Origin of the sequence: Novosphingobium panipatense (assembly GCF_900182875.1) — a bacterium.
GTDB classification, from domain to species: Bacteria; Pseudomonadota; Alphaproteobacteria; order Sphingomonadales; family Sphingomonadaceae; genus Novosphingobium; species Novosphingobium panipatense.
Window position 1 is genome coordinate 288223 of sequence record NZ_FXUI01000004.1, and the last position, 20265, is coordinate 308487.

At 66.2% G+C, this 20265-nt stretch carries 20 protein-coding genes; 11 read left to right on the forward strand and 9 right to left on the reverse strand.

Annotated features, from left to right (window positions below):
• Positions 1 to 45: 45 nt before the first annotated feature.
• From QOL62_RS09035 to QOL62_RS09045, 3 genes are all read left to right on the forward strand, one after another.
• Complete coding sequence (locus QOL62_RS09035; RefSeq protein ID WP_103729330.1) at positions 46 to 1566, forward strand: fumarate hydratase; 1521 nt, start codon at positions 46 to 48, stop codon at positions 1564 to 1566.
• A gap of 131 nt (positions 1567 to 1697) precedes the next feature.
• Complete coding sequence (locus QOL62_RS09040; RefSeq protein ID WP_283405989.1) at positions 1698 to 3008, forward strand: sensor histidine kinase; 1311 nt, start codon at positions 1698 to 1700, stop codon at positions 3006 to 3008.
• Entirely contained in the window at positions 3001 to 3747 is a 747-nt protein-coding gene (locus QOL62_RS09045) for a LytR/AlgR family response regulator transcription factor (protein ID WP_283405990.1), read from the forward strand. Before QOL62_RS09040 ends, QOL62_RS09045 begins: the two co-directional genes overlap by 8 nt.
• A gap of 61 nt (positions 3748 to 3808) precedes the next feature.
• Here the strand turns inward: QOL62_RS09045 and QOL62_RS09050 are convergent, their stop codons facing one another.
• Positions 3809 to 4123, reverse strand: a complete 315-nt coding sequence (locus QOL62_RS09050; RefSeq protein WP_283405991.1) for a UrcA family protein — start codon at positions 4121 to 4123, stop codon at positions 3809 to 3811.
• A 260-nt stretch (positions 4124 to 4383) separates the two neighbouring features.
• On the opposite strand from QOL62_RS09050, the gene QOL62_RS09055 reads away from it, so the two are divergent.
• The 3 genes from QOL62_RS09055 to QOL62_RS09065 are packed head-to-tail and all read left to right on the forward strand — an operon-like array spanning position 4384 to position 6456.
• Positions 4384 to 4653 (forward strand): hypothetical protein, encoded by a 270-nt coding sequence (locus tag QOL62_RS09055; RefSeq protein ID WP_283405992.1) that lies wholly within the window; start codon positions 4384 to 4386, stop codon positions 4651 to 4653.
• A 49-nt stretch (positions 4654 to 4702) separates the two neighbouring features.
• On the forward strand, positions 4703 to 5572 hold the full coding sequence (locus QOL62_RS09060) for a diacylglycerol kinase family protein (protein WP_103729251.1): 870 nt from the start codon (positions 4703 to 4705) through the stop codon (positions 5570 to 5572).
• Positions 5572 to 6456, forward strand: a complete 885-nt coding sequence (locus QOL62_RS09065; protein ID WP_283405993.1) for a metallophosphoesterase family protein — start codon at positions 5572 to 5574, stop codon at positions 6454 to 6456. Before QOL62_RS09060 ends, QOL62_RS09065 begins: the two co-directional genes overlap by 1 nt.
• A gap of 4 nt (positions 6457 to 6460) precedes the next feature.
• Here QOL62_RS09065 and QOL62_RS09070 read toward each other — a convergent pair whose 3' ends face one another.
• The 5 genes from QOL62_RS09070 to QOL62_RS09090 form a co-directional block, all read right to left on the reverse strand.
• Entirely contained in the window at positions 6461 to 6775 is a 315-nt protein-coding gene (locus QOL62_RS09070) for a hypothetical protein (RefSeq protein WP_283405994.1), read from the reverse strand.
• A gap of 110 nt (positions 6776 to 6885) precedes the next feature.
• Positions 6886 to 7419 (reverse strand): CarD family transcriptional regulator, encoded by a 534-nt coding sequence (locus QOL62_RS09075; RefSeq protein ID WP_103729254.1) that lies wholly within the window; start codon positions 7417 to 7419, stop codon positions 6886 to 6888.
• Between the two features lie 343 nt (positions 7420 to 7762).
• The gene (fdxA, locus tag QOL62_RS09080; protein WP_103729255.1) at positions 7763 to 8101 is read right to left on the reverse strand and encodes a ferredoxin FdxA; all 339 of its coding nucleotides are present in this window, start codon (positions 8099 to 8101) and stop codon (positions 7763 to 7765) included.
• Positions 8102 to 8126: 25 nt separating this feature from the next.
• Complete coding sequence (locus QOL62_RS09085; protein ID WP_103729256.1) at positions 8127 to 8414, reverse strand: RNA-binding S4 domain-containing protein; 288 nt, start codon at positions 8412 to 8414, stop codon at positions 8127 to 8129.
• Positions 8411 to 10987 (reverse strand): helicase-related protein, encoded by a 2577-nt coding sequence (locus QOL62_RS09090; RefSeq protein ID WP_283405995.1) that lies wholly within the window; start codon positions 10985 to 10987, stop codon positions 8411 to 8413. The genes QOL62_RS09085 and QOL62_RS09090 overlap by 4 nt, the downstream gene beginning before the upstream one ends.
• 169 nt (positions 10988 to 11156) lie before the next feature.
• Here QOL62_RS09090 and QOL62_RS09095 point away from each other — a divergent pair, with 169 nt between their 5' ends.
• From QOL62_RS09095 to QOL62_RS09115, 5 genes are all read left to right on the forward strand, one after another.
• A complete protein-coding gene (locus QOL62_RS09095) occupies positions 11157 to 12773 on the forward strand; it encodes a M23 family metallopeptidase (protein WP_283405996.1) in 1617 nt (538 codons plus the stop codon).
• Between the two features lie 87 nt (positions 12774 to 12860).
• A complete protein-coding gene (gene hemB / locus QOL62_RS09100) occupies positions 12861 to 13856 on the forward strand; it encodes a porphobilinogen synthase (RefSeq protein WP_283405997.1) in 996 nt (331 codons plus the stop codon).
• Between the two features lie 132 nt (positions 13857 to 13988).
• Positions 13989 to 16250, forward strand: a complete 2262-nt coding sequence (locus QOL62_RS09105) for a spermidine synthase (RefSeq protein ID WP_283405998.1) — start codon at positions 13989 to 13991, stop codon at positions 16248 to 16250.
• Positions 16247 to 16822 carry a gamma carbonic anhydrase family protein gene (locus QOL62_RS09110; RefSeq protein WP_283405999.1) on the forward strand — a complete coding sequence of 192 codons (576 nt, stop codon included), beginning with the start codon at positions 16247 to 16249 and terminating at the stop codon, positions 16820 to 16822. Before QOL62_RS09105 ends, QOL62_RS09110 begins: the two co-directional genes overlap by 4 nt.
• Entirely contained in the window at positions 16822 to 17100 is a 279-nt protein-coding gene (locus QOL62_RS09115; protein ID WP_283406000.1) for a DUF167 domain-containing protein, read from the forward strand. Before QOL62_RS09110 ends, QOL62_RS09115 begins: the two co-directional genes overlap by 1 nt.
• On the opposite strand, the gene QOL62_RS09120 is transcribed toward QOL62_RS09115, so the two are convergent.
• The 3 genes from QOL62_RS09120 to QOL62_RS09130 all read right to left on the reverse strand — a co-directional run bounded on the left by QOL62_RS09120 (position 17097) and on the right by QOL62_RS09130 (position 20255).
• Positions 17097 to 17507, reverse strand: a complete 411-nt coding sequence (locus QOL62_RS09120) for a group II truncated hemoglobin (RefSeq protein WP_283406001.1) — start codon at positions 17505 to 17507, stop codon at positions 17097 to 17099. The two genes, QOL62_RS09115 and QOL62_RS09120, sit on opposite strands and share 4 nt — an antisense overlap.
• Positions 17508 to 17576: 69 nt before the next feature.
• Positions 17577 to 19169, reverse strand: a complete 1593-nt coding sequence (locus QOL62_RS09125) for a cisplatin damage response ATP-dependent DNA ligase (protein WP_283406002.1) — start codon at positions 19167 to 19169, stop codon at positions 17577 to 17579.
• 81 nt (positions 19170 to 19250) lie between these two features.
• Positions 19251 to 20255, reverse strand: coding sequence for a ligase-associated DNA damage response exonuclease (locus tag QOL62_RS09130; protein WP_283406003.1), 1005 nt, complete (start codon positions 20253 to 20255; stop codon positions 19251 to 19253).
• Between the last annotated feature and the right edge of the window lie 10 nt (positions 20256 to 20265).

The window sequence follows — 20265 nt, forward strand, 5'->3', positions numbered from 1 at the left end:
CGACGTTATCCGCCCGCACGGGACAAGAAACGGAGCGCATTTTCCATGGCAGAAATGGTCACCATCCGCGAAGAGGACCTCATCGAGTCCGTCGCCGATGCCTTGCAGTACATCAGCTATTACCACCCGATGGACTATATCCGCGCGCTCGGCGACGCCTACGAGGCTGAGGAAGGCCCCGCGGCGAAGGACGCCATCGCCCAGATCCTGACGAACAGCCGCATGTGCGCCGAAGGGCACCGCCCGATCTGCCAGGATACCGGCATCGTCAATGTCTTCATCGAGTGGGGTCAGAACTGCCGCCTCGAGTCCGATCGCAGCTTGCAGGACGTCGTCGATGACGGCGTGCGCCGCGCCTACAACCACCCCGAGAACCGCCTGCGCGCCTCGGTGCTGGCCGATCCCGCGTTCACCCGCCGTAATACCAGGGACAACACGCCGTGCGTGCTGTCGGTCAGCATGGTGCCGGGCTCGAAGGTCTCGGTGGACGTCGCGGCCAAGGGCGGCGGCTCGGAGAACAAGTCGAAATTCAAGATGATGAACCCGAGCGATTCCATCGTCGACTGGGTCATCGAGATGCTGCCGCAGATGGGCGCGGGCTGGTGTCCGCCGGGCATGCTGGGCATCGGCATCGGCGGCACCGCCGAGCACTGCGTCAAGCTCGCCAAGCAGAGCCTGATGGAGCCGATCGACATGGCCCAGCTCAAGCAGCGCGGCCCTCAGAACGACATAGAGGCGCTGCGCATCGAGATCTTCGACAAGGTCAACGCGCTCGGCATCGGTGCGCAGGGCCTTGGCGGCCTTGCCACCATCCTCGACGTCAAGATCCTCGACTGGCCGTGCCACGCCGCGGGCAAGCCGGTCGCGATGATCCCCAACTGCGCCGCCACCCGCCACGCGCACTTCACGCTCGACGGTTCGGGCCCGAGCTTCCTCGAAACCCCGAAGCTGGACGAGTGGCCGAAGGTCGAGTGGAAGCCCAGCAAGGAAGCGAAGCGCGTCAACCTCGACACGCTGACCGCCGAAGAAGTGCAGGGCTGGAAGCAGGGCGATCGCCTGCTGCTCAACGGCAAGATGCTGACCGGCCGTGACGCCGCGCACAAGCGCATCGCCGACATGCTGGCGAAGGGTGAGGAACTGCCGGTCGATTTCAGGGGCCGCGTGATCTACTACGTCGGCCCGGTCGATCCGGTCCGCGAGGAAGTCGTCGGCCCGGCGGGCCCGACCACCGCGACGCGCATGGACAAGTTCTCCGACACCATGCTTGACCTCGGCCTGCTGGCCAGCATCGGCAAGTCCGAGCGCGGCCCGGCAGCGACCGCGTCGATCGCGAAGCACAAGTCCGCCTACCTGATGGCCGTCGGTGGCGCGGCCTACCTCGTCTCGCGCGCGATCAAGGAAGCCAAGGTCGTCGGCTTCGAGGACCTCGGCATGGAAGCGATCTACGAGTTCACCGTCGAGGACATGCCCGTGACCGTCGCCGTCGACAGCGAGGGCAACAACGTCCACACGCTGGCCCCGCCGGTGTGGAAGGCGAGGATCGCGGAAGAGCAGCTGCTGGTCTGATGATGGCTCCGTGGCTCCGGCACCGGTCTGGAGCCACGGCGCTGCCCTCCTCCTCACCCTTCGACCAACAACAAACCTCGTCCGACCGATGCGCTGGTGCGGTGAAGCGTTTTCGCGCTAGACCCGGTAGAATGTCCCACGCTGCACCCTTCCCCCGCGTCCCGGCGCGAACCGTGCTCCTGTCACTGGCGGCCTTGTGGGCCTGCTACTTCATCGTTGCGAGCCTGCGCGGTCTCGTCATGGGGTTCGACCTCGACTGGCCGATCCTGTCGCGGCGCCTGACGATCTGCATCGTGTCCATGCTGGTGATGGCCGCCGTATGGCCCCTTCTCCAGTTGCTGGAGCGCAAGTCCGGCGGGGCCCGGCTGGCGATCGTGCTGGTCGGCGCCTTGCCGCTCTCGCTGGCGCTCAGCGTCGTGAACGATGTCATCTTCGCCGATCTTCAGCACAGGGCCTATGGTGACGAGGAGGATGTCGCGGCCATGAAGGCGGGGAACGTGCGCATTTCGCGTGACGAGGCGGGCAACATCCTGGTGGACCTGCCCAAGATCAATCCGCCCGCTCCCCCCGCTCCGCCCCTGCCCGGGGCATCGGAAGAGCCGCCGCCGCCCCCGACCCCGCCGACGGAGGAGGTGCCGCCAGAGCGGGGCGCGGCCATAACGATCAAGACCGGATCGTTCCTCGGCTACAACATCGGGCACTGGGCAGCCATCGCCGACACGGCGTTTGGCCGATACTTCCTCGTGCTGGCATGGGCCGCGCTTTACTTTGCCCTGGCCAAAGCCGAGGAAGCCCGCGCCGCCGAGCGCCGGGAGGGGGAATACCGACGCGCTGCGGAGGCGGCGGAGCTGCGGTCCCTGCGTTATCAGGTGAATCCGCACTTCCTGTTCAACACGCTCAATTCCCTTTCGGCCCTCGTCATGGTCGGGCGGCAGGACGACGCGGAAGAGATGATCCAGACCCTTTCCACCTTCTATCGGCGTACGCTGTCCGGGGATCCCACCAACGATTTGTCCCTGGTTGACGAGATCGAGCTGCAGCGGCTCTACTTCGCGATCGAGGCGGTACGGTTCCCCAATCGATTGCTGACGCATATCGATGTTGACGAGGCCGTGCGCGATGCGAAAGTTCCCGGCATGATCCTGCAGCCCATCGTTGAGAACTCCGTGAAGTACGCCGTTGCCGCCACGCAGCAACCCGTCACGATCGCCATCGAGGCGCGCCGCGAAGGCGGCCAGCTGGTGATTACCGTCCATGACGATGGACCGGGCGGCAGCCGCGATCCGAAAGTCCGGGCGGAAGGCTGCGGCATCGGCCTTGCCAACGTGCGCGATCGTCTCCGCGCGCGCTACGGAGAGGCGGGCACTCTCACCTTCGGCAAGCTGCCCGGGGGCGGCTTTGCAACGGTGCTGCGCATGCCGCTGGAGGCCGGGAATGTCTGAGCCGCAGAACGCCGGAGGGCCGTTGCGTACCCTCATCGTCGATGACGAGCCGCTGGCGGTGGAGCGCATGCAAGTGATCTGCGCAAGGATCGAGGGCGTGTCCGTCATCGGGACCGCAAGCGATGGGCAGGCCGCGCTGCGCCTGATCGACGCGCTCTCGCCCGATCTCGTGCTGCTCGATCTCACGATGCCCGAGACAGACGGGCTGACCGTCGCGCGCAACCTGGGCGGGAGGGCGAACGCACCGGCGGTGATCTTCGTCACGGCGCACGACGAATTCGCCGTCGAGGCGTTCGATCTCGACGCTGTGGACTACGTGCTGAAGCCGGTGGCCCCGGATCGGTTGCAAAGGGCGGTCGGGCGCGTGGTGTCACGCCGGGGAGAGCGGTCGCAGCCTTCGCGCAGCGAGTGGCTGGAGGAGTTCTGGGTGCCGCACCGTTCGGAACTGGTCCGCGTTGCCGCCGCCGAGGTGCAGCGCATCGACGCGGAGCGGGATTACGTCCGGCTCCATGTCGGGTCGCAGAGCTATCTCCTGCTCCAGACGATCACCAGTCTGGAGGAGCGGCTCGATCCGGGGCAGTTCATCCGCATTCACCGCAGCTGCATTCTGCAGCGAAGCCATGTCACGGGTCTTCGCCACGAAGGCCTGGGCGTGTGGTCGGCGGAAACGCTCGACGGAGAAGCCTTGCGCATCGGCCGGACCTATCTTCCGGCGGTAAAGAAAATGGCGGGCCGTTAAGCCCGCCATCAAGTGTTTTTCCGGGTCTTTTCTCTTTTTGGGACCTCGGTGAAAGGGGGGCTCAGCCGCCGAGACGGGTGCCGTCGTCGGCCCGGGCGATCGCGGTGGCAACCGGTTCGCGGCTGTTCGACAGGGCTTGCTCGTAGCAGGCGTGATCGACCATGCCGGCGATGCGCGTTCCAGTGGTCGGGCGGTCGACGCGGCAGACCCTGCGCGCGGCGGTGGTGATCCGCTTGTCCAGTTCGGCCTGGCCGGATACGGTCGTCAGGTCGAGGTCGCCGTAAGTCACTTCGATGGACTTCGCGAAAGCGGCGGGCGCGGCGAACAGGCTGACGGTGCAGACAGCGGCGGCGACGATGGCTTGGGTCTTGAACATGATGCTTTCCTCCTCATGGTGTGAGCCTTGGGGAAGAAGGTTCCGTCCGGCTCGATGAGTGTCATGTGCACCACCCGGGGCGGCCCAGCATCCGGAGGTCGATTTTCAGCCGAGGGGGATCGACAAAGGCAAAGCGCGCCGGACAAGTGACGTTTGCAGCCGACGAACGACATGGAAGATGGCGGGCGACGGCATCCGTCAGGGACGAATCGCCCTCACCCGTGGCGCTGCGGCGATTCCCGCGCTAGGATTGCGCCCGCATGCTGCCGCTGATCATCGTCTTCTGCCTTGGGGTGCTCAATTTCGCCGCGCACAGGGCGGTGCTGGACAGCAATCATCCGATGCTGATGCAGGTGCCCTGGTTCTTCCAGGCACTGGGCGGCAGGCTCAGCCTCATCGTGGAGTTCGTGATGCTGCTCGGCGCGCTTGTGATGGTGGCGGCGGGATCGACCGGCTGGGCGCTCGTCTATGTGTTCTACAGCGGCCTCAATACGCTGTCGGCGTGGCTGATCTTCACCGGTCGGGTATGAACGTCCAAGGCTACGGGAACTTCGCAGGGCATCGGAGGCTTTTTGGCGCATGACACCTGCACGCGGCACGAAACCGTCCAAAGTCTGGCTCGTCTGCAATGCGGCCAGCGGCAGCAACAACGATGCGGCCGTCGATGAGCTTGTCCAGGCTTTCGCAGGCGCCGGAATGACCGTCGACCGCCTCCTGCGGTTCCCGGACGACCCGGCGCCCTCCCCGGCCGATCTGGACGCCGCGGGTGTGGAGATGCTGGCCGTGTTCGGTGGAGACGGCACCACGCACTCCATCGTCATGAAGGCCTGCGGCTGGGACAAGCCCGTGCTGGTGCTGCCCGGGGGGACGATGAACCTGCTGGCCAAGCGGATGCATGGCGAAGTGCCCGCTCCCGAGATCGTCGGGCGGCTGACGGGATCGCTGCGTACCGTCCGTCCCAGCGTGATCCGGTCCCGCCACGGGATCGGGCTCACCGGCGCGCTGGCCGGCCCCGGTACGGTGTGGAACGAGGTGCGCGAGGCGATGCGGGCGTTGAACGTCATCGATTTCGTGGCTTCCACCCGCGAAGCCATCGTGCAATCCACCGCCGGCCCCAAGGTTCACTGCGCCGGGATCGATTGCGGCCGGGAGGAAGGCTATGCGGCGATCACGGTGGTCCCGCACGAGGATGGGCTGCACGCCAGCGGCTATTATGCGGAGTCGCTTGCAGATTATGCCGGGCAGGGCATCGCGCTGCTCAACCGCAACTTCCGCGACGGCCCGCATGACGACCTGGGGCGGCATCCACGCCTGCGGCTGGTCTGCCCCGCAGGCGAACAGATGGGCTTGCTGATAGACGGCGAGCCGTTCGACGGGGCCGAAGAAGAAGAATTCGAGCTGGGCACCTGCGAGGTGGACCTGGTCACGACGAAGGAGTTCGAGACGTAATGCACGGGCAAGCCGCAGTGATGCGCAATGGTCCATTGCGGCTGTTTCACATCAGCGACATTCACTTCGGGTTGGAAGACACCCGTGCGCTGGACTGGGTGAAGAGCTGCATCGAAACCGAAAAGCCGGACGCGATCGCGATAACCGGCGATCTGACCATGCGGGCGCGCCATCCGGAATTCCGGGCAGCCTGTGAGTGGATCACGGCCCTCAAGGTGCCCGTGACGGTGGAAGTCGGCAATCACGACATTCCCTACTTCAATCTCTACCAGCGCTTCTTCGCGCCGTACAAGCGGTTCAAGGCAATCGAGCGGCTGGTGGAGACGGAGCTGGACCTGCCTGATCTGGCCATCGTACCGCTTCGCACGACCACGCGCGCCCAGTACCAGCGGTTTCCCTGGTCGAACGGGTGGGTGACGGAGCGCGCTCTCCGTCACACCCTGGATGCCATAGACGCCCTTCCTTCAGGAACGCGGATCCTCATCGCCTGCCACCATCCGCTGACCGAGCGGCGAGCGGATGGCAAGCTGCTGACCATCAACGGGACGCGCGCGATGGAAGCGCTCGCCGGCCGCAAGGTGATGGGTGTGCTCTCCGGGCATGTTCATGACGCCTTCGATCTCACGGAGCAAACGGCGGCCGGTCCACTGCGGATGATCGGCGCCGGCACGTTGTCGAAGCGGATCCGCTCGACCCCGCCCAGCTTCAACGAAATTGTCGTGGAAGGCGATCAGGTCCGGGTCACCGCACGCAATCTGGCCAAGGTTCCCACACGGGCCATGCAGATCGACGAGGTCCCGGAAAACGCCCTGCCCCCGCGCGAGCCGAGAGAGCCGGTCGCGCCCATTGCCACCGTGCCGCCGGTCGACCCACCGGTGCACTGAGGCGTCAGATCGCGCGTGAGCGCAAGTCCTGCAGGTCCGCGTAGACGTCCCGGGCGCGCTCGCAAGCCTCTTCCGAACCCTTGTCGCACTGACGCATGTGCTTTTGGTACTGCTTGTCCAGCCTGCCGATTTCCTCATCGCGCTTGCGCAAGGCGCGCCCACGCTTCTCGTCGGCTTCGGACTGGCTGGTCGTGGTCCAGTCGACAGCCTTGCCTGCCACGCGGATGGGTGCGGTGACGATGCTGGCGGCGGTACGGACGCAGCCGGAGAGCAGGAAGGCAGACGCCAGGGTCAGCACGATCGTAGAGCGGCGGATCATTCCAGTATCCTTCCTTGGCCTCATGCCGGCGCAAGCGCCGATGGGGCGCTCATAAACGAAGAGGCCGCTTCGGGGGAAGCGGCCTCCTGGTTCCACGTGGAACGCCTGTGTCAGGCGGTTTCGGCGCTGTCGTAGTACTTGGGTGCGTACTCGTTGAGGATCGCCAGGATCTTCTTGAGCGCTGCCGGCTCGTCGGTCTTTTCCATCGCTGCGAGTTCGCGCGCAAGACGCGAGGATGCGGCTTCGAAGATCTGACGTTCCGAGTAGCTCTGCTCCGGCTGGTCGTCCGCGCGGAACAGGTCGCGGGTCACCTCGGCGATCGAAACCAGATCACCCGAGTTGATCTTGGCTTCGTACTCCTGCGCGCGGCGCGACCACATGGTGCGCTTGACCTTGGGCTTGCCCTTGAGCGTGTCCAGGGCTTCGCGCAGGGTCTTGTCGGAGGACAGCTTGCGCATCCCGATGGATTCGACCTTGTTCACCGGTACGCGCAGCGTCATCCGCTCTTTTTCGAACCGCAGAACATAAAGCTCGAGCTGCATCCCGGCAATTTCCTGCTTCTGCAGCTCGATCACACGGCCTACGCCGTGCTTAGGATAAACGACGTAATCTCCAACATCGAAGGCGTCGGCCCTGGTTGCCATGTATCGTCCTTTCACCTGCAGGGTTGCCGTTCGTTTCGAATCGGGAGATAAACCGGAGGGTGCGACATGGAGACGTGCTGTCTCCGCCGTCCGGTCAGACTCTTCTCCCCAACCGTCTTCTTTCGAACCCTGCCTCGCACTGAAAATGCCTGCCGAACGGGCAGAAGCCCGGGCAGTTGAGCGATTATATAGCACCGATATGGCAAAAAAGCCAGAGGCGCGGAAACCTTTTCGTTTTCGCGCCCCCCGGCTCACTGCGGCAGCAGGGTCGTGCCCTGCTACGCGGTTCTGAATGTTTGAAAAAAGCAGTCTTCCTCGGACGGGCTGCTTTCTGCAGAAAAAATCAGTCGCCCTCGCCCGGTTCGGGCGAGAAGAACTTCTCGAACTTGCCTTCGACGCCCTTCATCTCGTCGGCGTCGGCAGGCGCGTCCTTCTTCGACGTGAGATTAGGCCATTCCGCCGAGTACTTGGCGTTCAGCTCCATCCACTGCTCGAGACCGCTTTCGGTGTCGGGAAGGATCGCCTCCGCCGGGCATTCCGGTTCGCACACGCCGCAGTCGATGCATTCGCTGGGGTTGATGACCAGCATGTTCTCACCCTCGTAGAAGCAATCCACGGGGCAGACCTCGACGCAGTCCATGTACTTGCACCTGATGCAGGCGTCGGTGACGACGTACGTCATGAGTGCGCTTTCCTTCCTTCACGCGTCAGTTGGTTGGCGGCGCTGCTATGGGATCGATGGCCCTGCCGTCAAGCACTCTGTAGCAACCCTGCGCTTCGCTATAGGGTCCGCGGCGCAGGGGCAAAGAAAGGACTTCTATCACCTTCACAGTGCCACCTATGGAGAGGGTGAGCACATCGCCGACCGCGATCTTCTGGTGTGCCCGGTCGATCCGCCGCCCGTTGAGCCGCATGTGGCCCTCCTCGGCCATGGTCTGTGCGACGGGCCGCGTCTTTGCGAGGCGGAGGAACCAGAGGAGCTTGTCGACCCTCACCGCACCATGTCCGCAAGCGCCGCGAACGCGCTGTCCCGCCGCACCTGGGCTGCAGGCTCTGCATCCGTGTGCCGGCGAGAGGGACGCCAGCGCCAGCGGACGGGAGCCGGTGGGCCGTGCTGGCCCTCGGCAAGCGCACGCGGCACGATAGCCTGGAAGCCACCCAGCTTGAGCAGGCGCGCATAACTTGCGGTGGTCAAACCCATGGATACGGCGCGCGCAGGATCGAGTGCGAAGGTGCCGCGCTTCTCGCCGGCGCGCTTCTCGCCGGCGTGCTTCTCGCCGCCGCGTGCATTGTGCGCCTCGCGCAGCAGCTTCTCGGCCATGTCGAGACGCAGGAACTGTTTGCCGAGGTTGCGGTAGCCGGCGGGCGGGCGACGGCTGCCGGCGGGCAGGGCGGGGGGCATCGCGGGGTCGGGCGCTGCACCGTCCTGCTTTCCGGCCACGCGCGCCAGCTGGCGCCAGAGCGTGATGGTCTGCGGCCGCAGCATTGCCGGGACGAAGAGATCGAGCGCACCGACCTTCACGCCCAGGCGGGAAAGCATAGTGCGCCGCTGCTTGTCGAGGCGGTCGACGCCGGACCCTTCGCGGGCGGCGATCCCGCCACGTTCCACCAGAGCGATGAGCAAGGCGCGCAAATCCGGACCGGCCTCGGTCGAGCGGCTTGCCTCGTCCAGCCTGGTGAGCGGCGCCAGGGGAGCAAGCGCCGTCTCCAGCCAGCGCTCGAGCGCGGCGACCAGCGCCTTGCGCGACGGCCCGGGCACGGCATCCAGCGCGCGGTCGGGAACGAGGATCGGCGTCAGCAGCGAGCGGCCGGGAGCCAGGGTCGCCAGCTTCTGGCCGTCCCAGACGAGCGCGCCGTTATCCAGTGCGATGTCGGCACAGCCTTCGTGCACCGCATCCACCAGCGTGTCCGCCCGCTTGCCAAGCAGAGTCGCGAGGTGCTTTTCCGCCGCTGCCAGAAGCAGCTTGCAGTCCGACAGCCGCGCCCCGGGATCGACCTGGAAGGTGAAGCCACGCAGGGAGCCGATGTGCTCGCCTTCGACCAGCACCTCCTCGTCTTCGAGCCGTACCGAAAGAAGGCCGGTGTCCGGGCCAAGTTTCTTCATCAGAACAGCTGTCCTGCGGTTGATGAATCGTTCCGTCAATTTGCCGTGAAGTGCGTCTGAAAGTCGAGCCTCCACGGCGCGGGCGCGGGCGGCCATCTCATCGCGGGCGAGCACCCAGTCGGGGCGCTGTGCGATATAGGCCCAGGACCGGATCGCGGCGATGCGACCCTGCAGCGTGTCGATATCGCCGCCGGTACGATCAAGTTGCGCGATCTGCGCCGCCACGAAATCGGCCCCAAGCTCTCCAGCGCGAAGATCCTGCCAAAGCCTGGCGACGAAGCGCGAATGCGTCTCCACGCCCTGCTGGCGGAAGTCCGGCAAGCGGCAGACGTCCCAGAAGCGGCGCACCTGACCGATGCCGCGCACGGTGTCGGCCACCGCGCCTTCATCCGCCAGGCGCTTTAGCACGGCAAGGTCGATGGCTTCGGGGGCGGAGGCAAGCTCGGGGCGGGAAGGGGGCGCCTCGAGATCGGCGATGAGCGTGGCAAGGGTGTCGAACCGCGGTTCCGGGTCGCGCCAGAACAGCTTGGTGAGAGGCGCGAAGCGATGTTCCTCGATCGCGTAGATCTCATCGGGCTCGAAATCGGAGTCGTGCCCGCCGGTGCCCGTGAGCGTGCCGAACGTACCGTCCTTCTGGTGACGACCGGCGCGTCCGGCGATCTGCGCCATCTCGGGTGGTGTCAGGCGGCGATGGCGGCGCCCGTCGTACTTGGACAGCCCGGCGAAGGCCACATGCTCGACATCGAGATTGAGGCCCATGCCGATGGCGTCCGTGGCGACGAGGTAATCCACTTCGCCCGACTGGTAGAGCGCCACCTGCGCGTTGCGGGTCTGGGGAGAAAGTGCGCCCATCACCACCGCCGCACCCCCTCGGAAGCGGCGCAGCATTTCGGCAATGGCGTAGACCTGCTCGGCCGAGAACGCCACGATGGCGCTGCGCGGCGGAACGCGGCTGAGCTTCTTCGCGCCTGCATGGGAGAGGGTGGAGAAGCGCGGACGGGTAACGATTTCCGCCTGCGGCACCAACGCCCGTACCAGCGGCTCCACAGTCGACGAGCCGAGAATCATCGTCTCCTCGCGTCCCCGGGCGTGCAGCAGGCGATCGGTAAAGACATGGCCGCGTTCGCGATCGGCCGCCAGCTGCGCCTCGTCGATGGCGACGAAGGCCATGGACCGCTCCGCCACGGGCATGGCTTCGACGGTACAGAGCCGATAGCGGGCTTCCTTCGGCTCGATCCGCTCTTCGCCGGTAATCAGCGCGACGCTTCGCTCGCCCTTGATCTTCACGACGCGATCGTAGACCTCGCGCGCCAGAAGGCGCAGCGGGAAGCCGATCATGCCGCTGGAGTGTGCGCAGAGACGCTCGATGGCGAGGTGAGTCTTGCCCGTGTTGGTCGGCCCGAGAACCGCCTTCACCCCGCCAGGAGCATCCTTCAAAGCCGAACCGTTCCGGTGCTGAACCATTATGACGATAGATGTGGCACTGCGACCCGCCGCTCGCAAGGGACGCAACGTCCGAAACACGCACGCAAATCCACAGTCTTAGGATGTTCGTAACCTTGTTCGGGCAGGGAAAGTCAGCGAGGTCCACCACGCGGGCCGAAAAAGGGTTGCTACGAGGGAACCGCGCATCTTGTTCAAAGCCGTCAAGCGCGCTCACACCGAACGGGCGGAAATTGACCACGAAAGTGGGCCGTCAGGGGCTGCGGGGGTACGCGCAGCGGCATGCGACGAGCCCGTCATCCTTGCCTTTCCGTCGAGCGCGAGCGTTCAGGAAGAACCGGTCCGGGGCGCCAGCCTGCGGGCAGCCATCGAGTCCTGGTGTGCCAGGGTCGATCTGGCGCCGGACCTTGCCAGCGACATCGGGAGCCGCACCTGGTTGCGCGGCCTTGCGACCTTGCTGGGGCTGGGAACAGCCGCGATTGCGCTGTGCCCCGGGTTCACCAGCGTCCAAACGGCAGCGGCGATGCCACTTGGCCAGCAAGAGCGCGAGGAGTTTCGCAGCCAGTCCATCGCACCGCTGGCGCTGGGCGCCGACAGTGGCCGCCACATGGGCGCTACTCCGCGCGTCAGTCCGTTGGCGGATGCGCCCGAGCGCCCGCGGGTGCAGTTGGTGTCCACGCTGGGGCAAGGGGACAGTCTCGGCCGACTGCTGGAACGGGCCGGCGTCGGGGCGGGTGATGCAGCTCGCGTGGCGCAACTGATCGCGCATGTTCTTCCCAACGAGGACATCGCGTCCGGCACGCAATTCGACATCACGCTGGGCCGCCGCCCGGCCGAAGGCGAGGCGCGGCTTCTCGAGAGCCTGGATTTCCGCGCCCGCTTCGACCTCGACCTGTCGATCGAGCGCAAGGGTAGCGGCCTGGCCGTGGTGCAGCACCCGATCCGGGTAGACGACACGCCGCTGCGGATCCGGGGCACCGTGGGCTCCAGTCTCTACCGCTCCGCTCGCAACGCCGGTGCACCGGTGGGCGCCATCCAGTCCTACCTCCAGGCCGTCGACAAGTACTTGAGCCTCGATGGCGACCTGCGGTCCGGGGACGGCTTTGACATGATCGTGAGTTACCGCCGGTCCGCGAAGGGCGAGCGGCAGGTGGGCGACCTGCTTTACGCCGGGGTGGAACGGGGCGGGAAGCCCAGGCTGCAACTGGTGCAGTGGGGCAAGGATAGGGCGATGTTTGCCGCGAGCGCGGTGGGACAGCCTCGCAGCGTGCCGATTGGCCAGCCCGTCGCCGGGCGTATCACATCAAACTACGGCGCACGGCGCCACCCGATCCTGCGCTATATGCGCATGCACGCCGGGATCGATTTCGGCGCGCGTCACGGCTCTCCAATCTATGCCGTCGCGGATGGCACCGTCACGTATGCCGGGCGTCATGGCGGCCACGGCAATTACGTCCGGCTCCAGCACGGGGGCGGATTGGGTACGGGCTACGCGCATATGAGCCGCATAGCCGTACGCAACGGCGGGCAGGTGCGGGCCGGGCAGGTCATCGGCTACGTGGGATCCACGGGCCTCTCCACCGGGCCGCATCTCCATTTCGAGGCGTACCGCAACGGCCGGACGATCAATCCGGCGGGTATCGCCGTGGTCCAGCGTCCGCAGATCGACGGGCGTGAGCGCGACGCCTTCAAGGCCCGCCTGAACGCTCTTCTGGCGGTCGAACCCGGGGCGGCGCTCGGCTCGCTGGCGCTCGAGGGTAGCGGCAGCGCGCAGGCGCAGCGCGAGATCGACAAGCTCGCGCCCTAGGGGCAGGCGCGTGGAACGCAAGCCACGCGTCGGCCTTGGCAAGCGCGTGCGATTGAACGCAGCGCCGTTTTCCGGCAAGCACCGCGCATGACCGGCACTTATCCCCACACCCGCCTCCGCCGCACCCGTGCAACCGCGTGGAGCCGTGCGCTTCACCGCGAAACCGTGCTTACCCCCGCGGACCTCATCTGGCCGCTGTTCATCACCGAGGGCGTCGGTGTGGAGCAGCCGGTGGAGGCTCTGCCGGGTGTATCGCGCTGGTCCGTGGACCTCATCGTTGAGCGCGCGCGCGAGGCCGTTGACCTTGGCATCCCGGTGCTGGCCCTGTTTCCCCATACCCAGCCGGAGCGCCGGAGCGAGGACGGGCGCGAAGCGCTCAATCCCGACAACCTCATGTGCCGCGCGATACGCGCGGTGCGCGATGCGCTGGGCGACCGTATCGGGCTGCTCACCGACGTCGCGCTCGACCCTTATACCAGCCACGGCCAGGATGGGCTGATCGATGAGGCCGGCTATGTCCTGAACGACAAGACGGTGGCGGCGCTGGTCGGGCAGGCAGTCAACCAGGCGAACGCGGGCGCTGACATCATCGCCCCTTCGGACATGATGGACGGCCGCATCGGCGCCATCCGCGATGCGCTGGAAGAAGGCGGGCACATCAACGTCCAGATCATGAGCTACGCGGCGAAGTACGCCTCGGCCTTCTACGGACCGTTCCGGGACGCCGTCGGCTCACGCGGGTTGCTGAAGGGTGACAAGAAGACTTACCAGATGGACCCGGCCAACGCGGAGGAAGCGCTGCGCGAGGTCGAGATGGACCTGGCCGAAGGCGCTGACAGCGTCATGGTCAAGCCCGGGCTGCCTTATCTCGACATCGTCCGCCGGGTGAAGGAAACCTTCGAGATTCCCGTTTTCGCCTACCAGGTCTCGGGTGAGTACGCGATGATCGAGCACGCGGTCGCGGCAGGCGCGGCGGATCGGGACGCGATGGTGCTGGAGACACTGCTTGCCTTCAAGAGGGCAGGGTGCTCCGGCGTGCTGACTTACCACGCCGCGCACGCCGCACGCCTGCTGCGCGGGTAAGTTCCGCCGATCGGCGCGCCGCCTCATGCCCTTTCGGCAGCGCGCAAGAGGTGTTTTCGGCGCAATGACCTGTTCTTGAGCAGCCCCGGCAGGTACGTCTCCTGTTCGTGAACAGACGGGGCGATATCCGGCATGAGGCAAACGGCTGAAGAAACGACGGACGGGGTAACAGCCGGGAAGAGCGCAAGGCGGGGGCTCTTCGTGGCGACGATCCTAGTGGGAAGCTTCCTGCTGTTTCTGCTTCAGCCCATGGTCGCGCGCATGGCGCTGCCGCGGCTGGGCGGCGCTCCGAACGTGTGGAACAGCGCCATGCTGGTCTATCAGGCGCTTCTGCTCGGCGGCTACGCCTATGCGCACTGGCTGGGCCGGTTCACCTTGCGCCGCCAGGCCGCGATTCATCTGGCCCTGCTTCTTCTTGCAGCCCTGATCTTGCCCGTGGCTCTGGTGGACCTGCCTCCGATCACAGGTCTGTCGGAGGCGGCGTGGGTGCCGCTTCTGCTCGGGGCGAGCATCGGGCCGGTGTTCTTCGCCGTTTCGGCACAGGCGCCACTCATGCAGAGGTGGTTCGCGGCGGACCCGGCGGCCGGGGCACCATGGGCGCTCTACGCGGCGTCCAATCTGGGCAGCTTCACGGGACTTATCGCTTACCCCCTGCTGGCCGAGCCGCTGCTAAGCGTGCGGGCGCAGAGCCTTGCATGGTCAGCGGGCTTCGGCCTGCTGGTGCTGCTGGTCGGCCTCTCTGCCCTGAGCCGCTGGAACGCGCCCGCACAGACGGCGCGAAGCTTCACCCAAGCGCGAGGTTCAGGTGGCGCTCCGATCGACAGGCGGACCGTCGCGTTGTGGCTCGTGCTTTCCGCCGTTCCTTCCGGCTTGATGCTGTCCACCACCACGCACCTGACGACCGACATCTTCGCCATGCCCCTCCTGTGGGTCATTCCCCTCGGCCTCTACCTTCTGAGCTTCGTGGTGGCTTTCGCGGACGGCCGCACCAACGCGCGCTCCGTCACCCGCATCGCTCCGCTCTTCGTGCTTTTCGCGGGAAGCTACGCCATGCTGTCCAATGGCTCGGGCACATTGTGGATCGTGGGCGGAACGTGCCTCCTGCTGTTCTGCGTAGCGACGGCTTTGCATTCGCGTCTTTACGACCTGCGGCCGAGCCCCGAGCATCTGACGCGGTTCTATCTCACCACGTCGGCGGGCGGCGCGCTGGGCGGCCTCTTCACCGCGCTGATCGCGCCGCTGGCGTTCGACTGGGCCTGGGAGCACCCCTTGCTTATCCTTGCGGCGGCACTTCTGATGCCGCTGAAGCCGCTGCTGAGATGGCGGGACTCGAACGGCGTCGAGCCGGGAATGGCGCGCATCGCTCTGGGCCTGCTGATGGTGGCCGCACTCTTCCTCGGCTGGGAACTGCTTCAGAGCCGTGCAGAGGGCGACAACGATCTTCTCGTGCTTCTCCTCACCATCTTTCTCGTGGGCGTCGGCGTGATGGTCATGGCCTGGCGCTGGGCCTTCGTGGTGGTGCTGCTTGTCGCGATGGTTGCGCAGGGCGGCTGGTGGACCATGCGCGCGACCTTGGATGGCGACCGGACGCGAAGCTACTTCGGGATCTACACCTTGCGCGATGATGCGGAGCGAAAGGTTCGCACGCTCGCCCACGGCACGACGCTGCACGGGATGCAGGCGCTGGATGCAGCGCGGGCGAGGCAGTCGCTTACCTACTATGGCCCCACTTCCGGGGTAGGGCTAGCGCTGGCCGCCACGCCGCACATCATCGGACCGGGCGCGCGCATCGGGGTCGTCGGGCTCGGCACCGGCTCGCTCGCCTGTCAGGCGCGACCGGGACAGCAATGGACCTTCTTCGAAATCGATCCGGTCGTGCTGCGCTTCTCGACCGAGGGCCGTTTCACCTTCCTGCGCGACTGTACGCCCGATGCCCACGTCGTCCTCGGCGATGCCCGCCTCGAGCTGACGAAATTTCCGCCGCGCACGCTGGACGTGCTGGTCATCGACGCCTTCTCGTCGGATGCCATTCCCATGCATCTCCTCACATCCGAGGCTCTGCAGGTCTACCGCAGGGTGCTGGCGCCCGGGGGGCTTCTGCTGCTGCATATCTCGAACCGCTACATTGAGCTTGCGCCCGTGGTCGGTGCGAATGCCGAGGCGAACGGGCTCCGTGCGCTTTCCCGGGAGGACCGGCCGAGCGACGAGAGCCGCTACGCGCCTTCGCGCTGGATCGCGCTTTCAGCCAAGGCCTCTGTGCTGGACGGGCTTGCGCGGGCCCGCTCCGATGCGCCATGGACGGTGCTGGAAGAGCGGGCGTCGCGCCCCTGGACGGACGATCACGCGTCCATCCTCCCGTACGTGCGCTGGAGCAGGATGACAGGGAACCCATGACCGTCGAAACCGCCGCAGACAGGCACAACATCACCATCGCCAGCATCCACGGCAAGGCGCCCCGCATCCATTCGAGCGCCTTCATCGCCCCGGGCTGCCGCATCATCGGCGATGTGGAGATCGGGCCGGACGCCAGCGTCTGGTACAACTGCGTAATTCGGGCCGACGTTCACCGCATCGTCATCGGCGCGCGCACCAACATACAGGACGGGACCGTCGTTCATTGCGACAGCCCCAAACCCTCGCGGCCGGAGGGCTACGCCACGATTATCGGCGAGGACGTGCTGATCGGTCACATGGCGATGCTGCACGGCTGCACTCTGGAGGACCGCGCCTTCGTCGGGCTCGGTGCGATCGTGATGGACGGCAGTCACATCGAATCCGACGGGATGCTCGCTGCGGGGTCGCAACTTACCGGCAAGCGCATCGCCTCGCGACAGCTCTGGATGGGCCGGCCCGCCAAATACGTGCGCGATCTGGATGACGCGGCGGTGGCAGCCAACCAGGCGGGCGTCCGGGGCTATGTCATCAACGCCGGACTGCATGCCGAGGCGCTTGGGCTGAAGGGCTGATGGCGCGCCCCTCTGCGGCGATACCACCGGCTGAGGCGGTCCGGCAGCTGATCGATGACGCCGGGCGCCTGGCGCTGCGGGTGACGCCCGGCGCAAGAATCGAAGGGCTGGAGATCGTCGAAGGCAGGTTGCAGGCGAAGGTCAGGGCCAAGCCGGAAGACGGCAAGGCGAACGCGGCGGTGCGGGATCTGCTGGCCATGGCTCTGGGGATTGCGCCTTCTCGTCTCGAACTGCTGCGCGGCGCAACTTCGCGCGACAAGCAGTTCCGCGTCACCTAACGGCTCATTCCTCGTGCAAGAGTGGCGAGCGCCTCACCCATGGCGGTGGCCATCGCCGCCGGTTGGGGTGCCACATCGGCAATCGCGCGCTGCATCGCTTCGGCCCACTGGGCCGCCACTGCGGGGTTGATGACGAAGGGCTTGTGAAGACTGACCATGCAACGTCCCGGATTGGAGTCGAACCAGTCGCGCGGACCGCCGGCCCATCCGGCCAGGAACTTCGGGAAAGAGCGGCGAATCGGATCGAGGTCAGGCGCATGCATCGCCCTCAGTTCGGCGTAGGCCGGATCCTGTTCCATCAGGTCATAGAAGCGGTTGCAGATTGCCTCGAAGACCGGCGCGCCGCCAAGACGGTGAAAGGGGGTGTCGGGCAAGTCGACGCTATCGGCGCTGTGATCGGCGGGCACGGCGGTCTCCGGGGCAGGTTGATGTTCTGCCCTCCTAGCCGCGGCGTTTCACGTGGAACTTGATCCTCGTCAATCTCGGATCAGTTTGCGCAGGGTGTCCATGCGGTCCGCCTCGTGGGCGGGCTTGTCCGTGCGGATGCGGCTGATGCGGGGGAAACGCATGGCCACGCCGGACTTATGGCGTTTGCTGACGTGTACAGAATCAAACGCGACCTCGAAGACCAGCGACCTGTCCGTTTCCCGAACGGGGCCGAAGCGGTCGACGGTGTGATTGCGCACATACCTGTCGAGCCACTTCAATTCCTCGTCGGTGAACCCGAAGTAAGCCTTGCCGACGGGAAGCAGGTCTGCGCCTTCGTCCGGATCGCCATCCCAGCAGCCGAAGGTATAGTCCGAGTAGAAGGAACTGCGCTTGCCCGAACCGCGCTGCGCGTACATCAGCACGCAATCGACCAGCAGCGGGTCGCGCTTCCACTTGTACCACAATCCCGTCCGCCGCCCCGCCACGTAAGGGCTGTCCCGCCGCTTCAACATGACACCTTCGATCGCGTCGTCCCGCGCGCGCTCGCGGATGGCCGAAAGCTCCGCGAAGTCCGCAGCGGCAATCACGGCCGAGAGGTCGAAACGCGCCGGGTCAAGCTGCGGAACGAGAGCTTCGAGGGCCATTCGCCGTTCGGACCAGGGCCGGGGGCGCAGATCCTTCCCTTCCACAATCAGGGCATCGTACAGCCGGACGAACGCGGGGTACTCCTCGCGCATCTTCTTGCTGACCGTCTTGCGCCCGAGCCGCTGCTGCAGGGCGTTGAAGCTGGCCGCGCCGCCTTCCTCTCCGCCTTGGTGTGCGCCCCGCACAAGGAGTTCTCCGTCCAGCACGGCGTCGATGTGGAGCGCTTCGGCGATTTCGGGAAACGTGGCTGAAATATCATCGCCCGATCGGGAGTAGACGCGTGTTGCGCCTCCAGCACGTACCACCTGCACGCGGATGCCGTCCCATTTCCATTCTGCCGCATAATCCGCGAGATCGACCTGGGTGTCCTCCAGTCCGTGCGCGAGCATGAAAGGCCGGAAGAGCGGGATGTCATCGGCGTTCGGCGGCTCGGCACCGTGAGCGGCCCAGTCGAACAGGGCGGTGTAGGGCGGGGTCTGTCCGTGCCAGTGCTCTTCCACGTCTTCGACCGAGACATCGAAGGCCTGTGCGAACGCGGTCTTGGCGAGACGCGCGGAAATGCCGATGCGCATGGCTCCCGTCGCAAGCTTGAGAAGTGCGTAGCGGCCGTTGCCATCGAGCCGGTCGAGCAGCCGGGGAAGTTCGGCCATGACAGTGGCCCGCGTCATGCGGGAGAGGGCGTCCACCGCTTCGGCAACGGTGGGGGGCGAAGGTGCCTCGGTCGGCTCAGGCCACAGGAGGCTCGCCGTCTCCGCCGAATCGCCCACATATTCGCGGCTGAGTGTCCACAGCACCGGATCGATCCGCTCCATGAGCAGGTTGCGGATGGTGGAGCTTTTCACGGCGGGGAAATCGAGCCCGTCCGTCAGCGCCGCCAGCGCCCAACCTCGGTCAGGGTCCGGGGTCGAGCGGAGGTAATCGGCCAGCAGCTTGAGCTTGGCGTTGCGACTTCGCGTGTAGACAAGCGCGTCGAGAAGGGCAGCGAACTCCTCCATCAGAGGAAGGCCCTCCGGTGCGTCTCAGGCGGTGAGCCGGCGGCGCGGAGCAGGGGGGCCGTCGCGCCCGGTCGGCGGCTCTCAGTCATCCTCGTCCTCATAGCCCACGAGCGCCAGAGCCCGCGCCTTGCGCTGGTTCAGCTGGCACCAGCGCAGCATCGCCTCCTCCCGGCCGTGCGTGATCCACGTCTCAGCCGGGTTTACCTCCACCACGGTCTGCGTCAGCTCGTTCCAGTCCGCGTGGTCGGAGATGACGAGCGGTAGCTCCACCATGCGCTGGCGGGCGCGTTGACGGACCTGCATCCAGCCCGATGCCATTGCCGTAATCGGATCGGGCAGGCGGCGGCTCCAGCGGTCGTTGAGCGCAGAGGGCGGAGCGACGATGATCGCACCGGCCAACTCACCTTTTCCGGCTTCGGACACAAGGTTGAGCGGGCCGAGGTCGATCCCCCAATCCTCGTAGAGCCGACACATGCGTTCCATCGCCCCGTGAAGCCAGATCGTGTCGCGGTGCCCCGCGCGGCGCAGCTCCGCGATCAGGCGCTGCGCCTTGCCCAGCGCGTAAGCGCCAACGAGGACGCAGCGCTCGGGGTTGGCGGCAAGGGCGGAAAGGAGTTTGGCGATCTCCTGTTCCACCGGAGGATGGCGGAAGACCGGAAGGCCGAAGGTGGCCTCGGTGATCAGCACATCGCAGTTCGTCACTTCGAACGGCGGACAGGTGGGATCGGGACGGCGCTTGAAATCTCCGGTTACGACTATGCGCTCCCCGGCATGCTCCAGGAGGATCTGGGCTGACCCGAGTACATGACCGGCAGGTATCCAGGTGGCGGCAACGCCGCCCGGCAGGGCAATGCGCTCTCCGTAAGGCACAGGCACCGCCCCTGCCTCGGTGGCGTAGCGCAGCTTCATGATAGCGAGCGTCTCAGGCGTGGCGAAAGTGGACCCGTGGCCGCCGCGCGCGTGATCGGCATGGCCGTGAGTGACAAGGGCCCTGTCGACGGGCCGGGACGGATCGATCCAGCAATCGGCAGGAACGACGTGAATTCCCCAGGGCTCGGGTCTGATCCAGGAGAAATCGCGGGCCATTCAAGGAAAA

What these genes read in the sequence shown, in the direction of transcription:
- QOL62_RS09035 (WP_103729330.1), top strand. Translation starts at nt 46, where the DNA reads ATGGCAGAAATGGTCACCATCCGCGAAGAGGACCTCATCGAGTCCGTC.
- QOL62_RS09040 (WP_283405989.1), top strand. Translation starts at nt 1,698, where the DNA reads ATGTCCCACGCTGCACCCTTCCCCCGCGTCCCGGCGCGAACCGTGCTC.
- QOL62_RS09045 (WP_283405990.1), top strand. Translation starts at nt 3,001, where the DNA reads ATGTCTGAGCCGCAGAACGCCGGAGGGCCGTTGCGTACCCTCATCGTC.
- QOL62_RS09050 (WP_283405991.1), bottom strand. Translation starts at nt 4,123, where the DNA reads ATGTTCAAGACCCAAGCCATCGTCGCCGCCGCTGTCTGCACCGTCAGC.
- QOL62_RS09055 (WP_283405992.1), top strand. Translation starts at nt 4,384, where the DNA reads ATGCTGCCGCTGATCATCGTCTTCTGCCTTGGGGTGCTCAATTTCGCC.
- QOL62_RS09060 (WP_103729251.1), top strand. Translation starts at nt 4,703, where the DNA reads ATGACACCTGCACGCGGCACGAAACCGTCCAAAGTCTGGCTCGTCTGC.
- QOL62_RS09065 (WP_283405993.1), top strand. Translation starts at nt 5,572, where the DNA reads ATGCACGGGCAAGCCGCAGTGATGCGCAATGGTCCATTGCGGCTGTTT.
- QOL62_RS09070 (WP_283405994.1), bottom strand. Translation starts at nt 6,775, where the DNA reads ATGATCCGCCGCTCTACGATCGTGCTGACCCTGGCGTCTGCCTTCCTG.
- QOL62_RS09075 (WP_103729254.1), bottom strand. Translation starts at nt 7,419, where the DNA reads ATGGCAACCAGGGCCGACGCCTTCGATGTTGGAGATTACGTCGTTTAT.
- fdxA (WP_103729255.1), bottom strand. Translation starts at nt 8,101, where the DNA reads ATGACGTACGTCGTCACCGACGCCTGCATCAGGTGCAAGTACATGGAC.
- QOL62_RS09090 (WP_283405995.1), bottom strand. Translation starts at nt 10,987, where the DNA reads ATGGTTCAGCACCGGAACGGTTCGGCTTTGAAGGATGCTCCTGGCGGG.
- hemB (WP_283405997.1), top strand. Translation starts at nt 12,861, where the DNA reads ATGACCGGCACTTATCCCCACACCCGCCTCCGCCGCACCCGTGCAACC.
- QOL62_RS09105 (WP_283405998.1), top strand. Translation starts at nt 13,989, where the DNA reads ATGAGGCAAACGGCTGAAGAAACGACGGACGGGGTAACAGCCGGGAAG.
- QOL62_RS09110 (WP_283405999.1), top strand. Translation starts at nt 16,247, where the DNA reads ATGACCGTCGAAACCGCCGCAGACAGGCACAACATCACCATCGCCAGC.
- QOL62_RS09115 (WP_283406000.1), top strand. Translation starts at nt 16,822, where the DNA reads ATGGCGCGCCCCTCTGCGGCGATACCACCGGCTGAGGCGGTCCGGCAG.
- QOL62_RS09125 (WP_283406002.1), bottom strand. Translation starts at nt 19,169, where the DNA reads ATGGAGGAGTTCGCTGCCCTTCTCGACGCGCTTGTCTACACGCGAAGT.
- QOL62_RS09130 (WP_283406003.1), bottom strand. Translation starts at nt 20,255, where the DNA reads ATGGCCCGCGATTTCTCCTGGATCAGACCCGAGCCCTGGGGAATTCAC.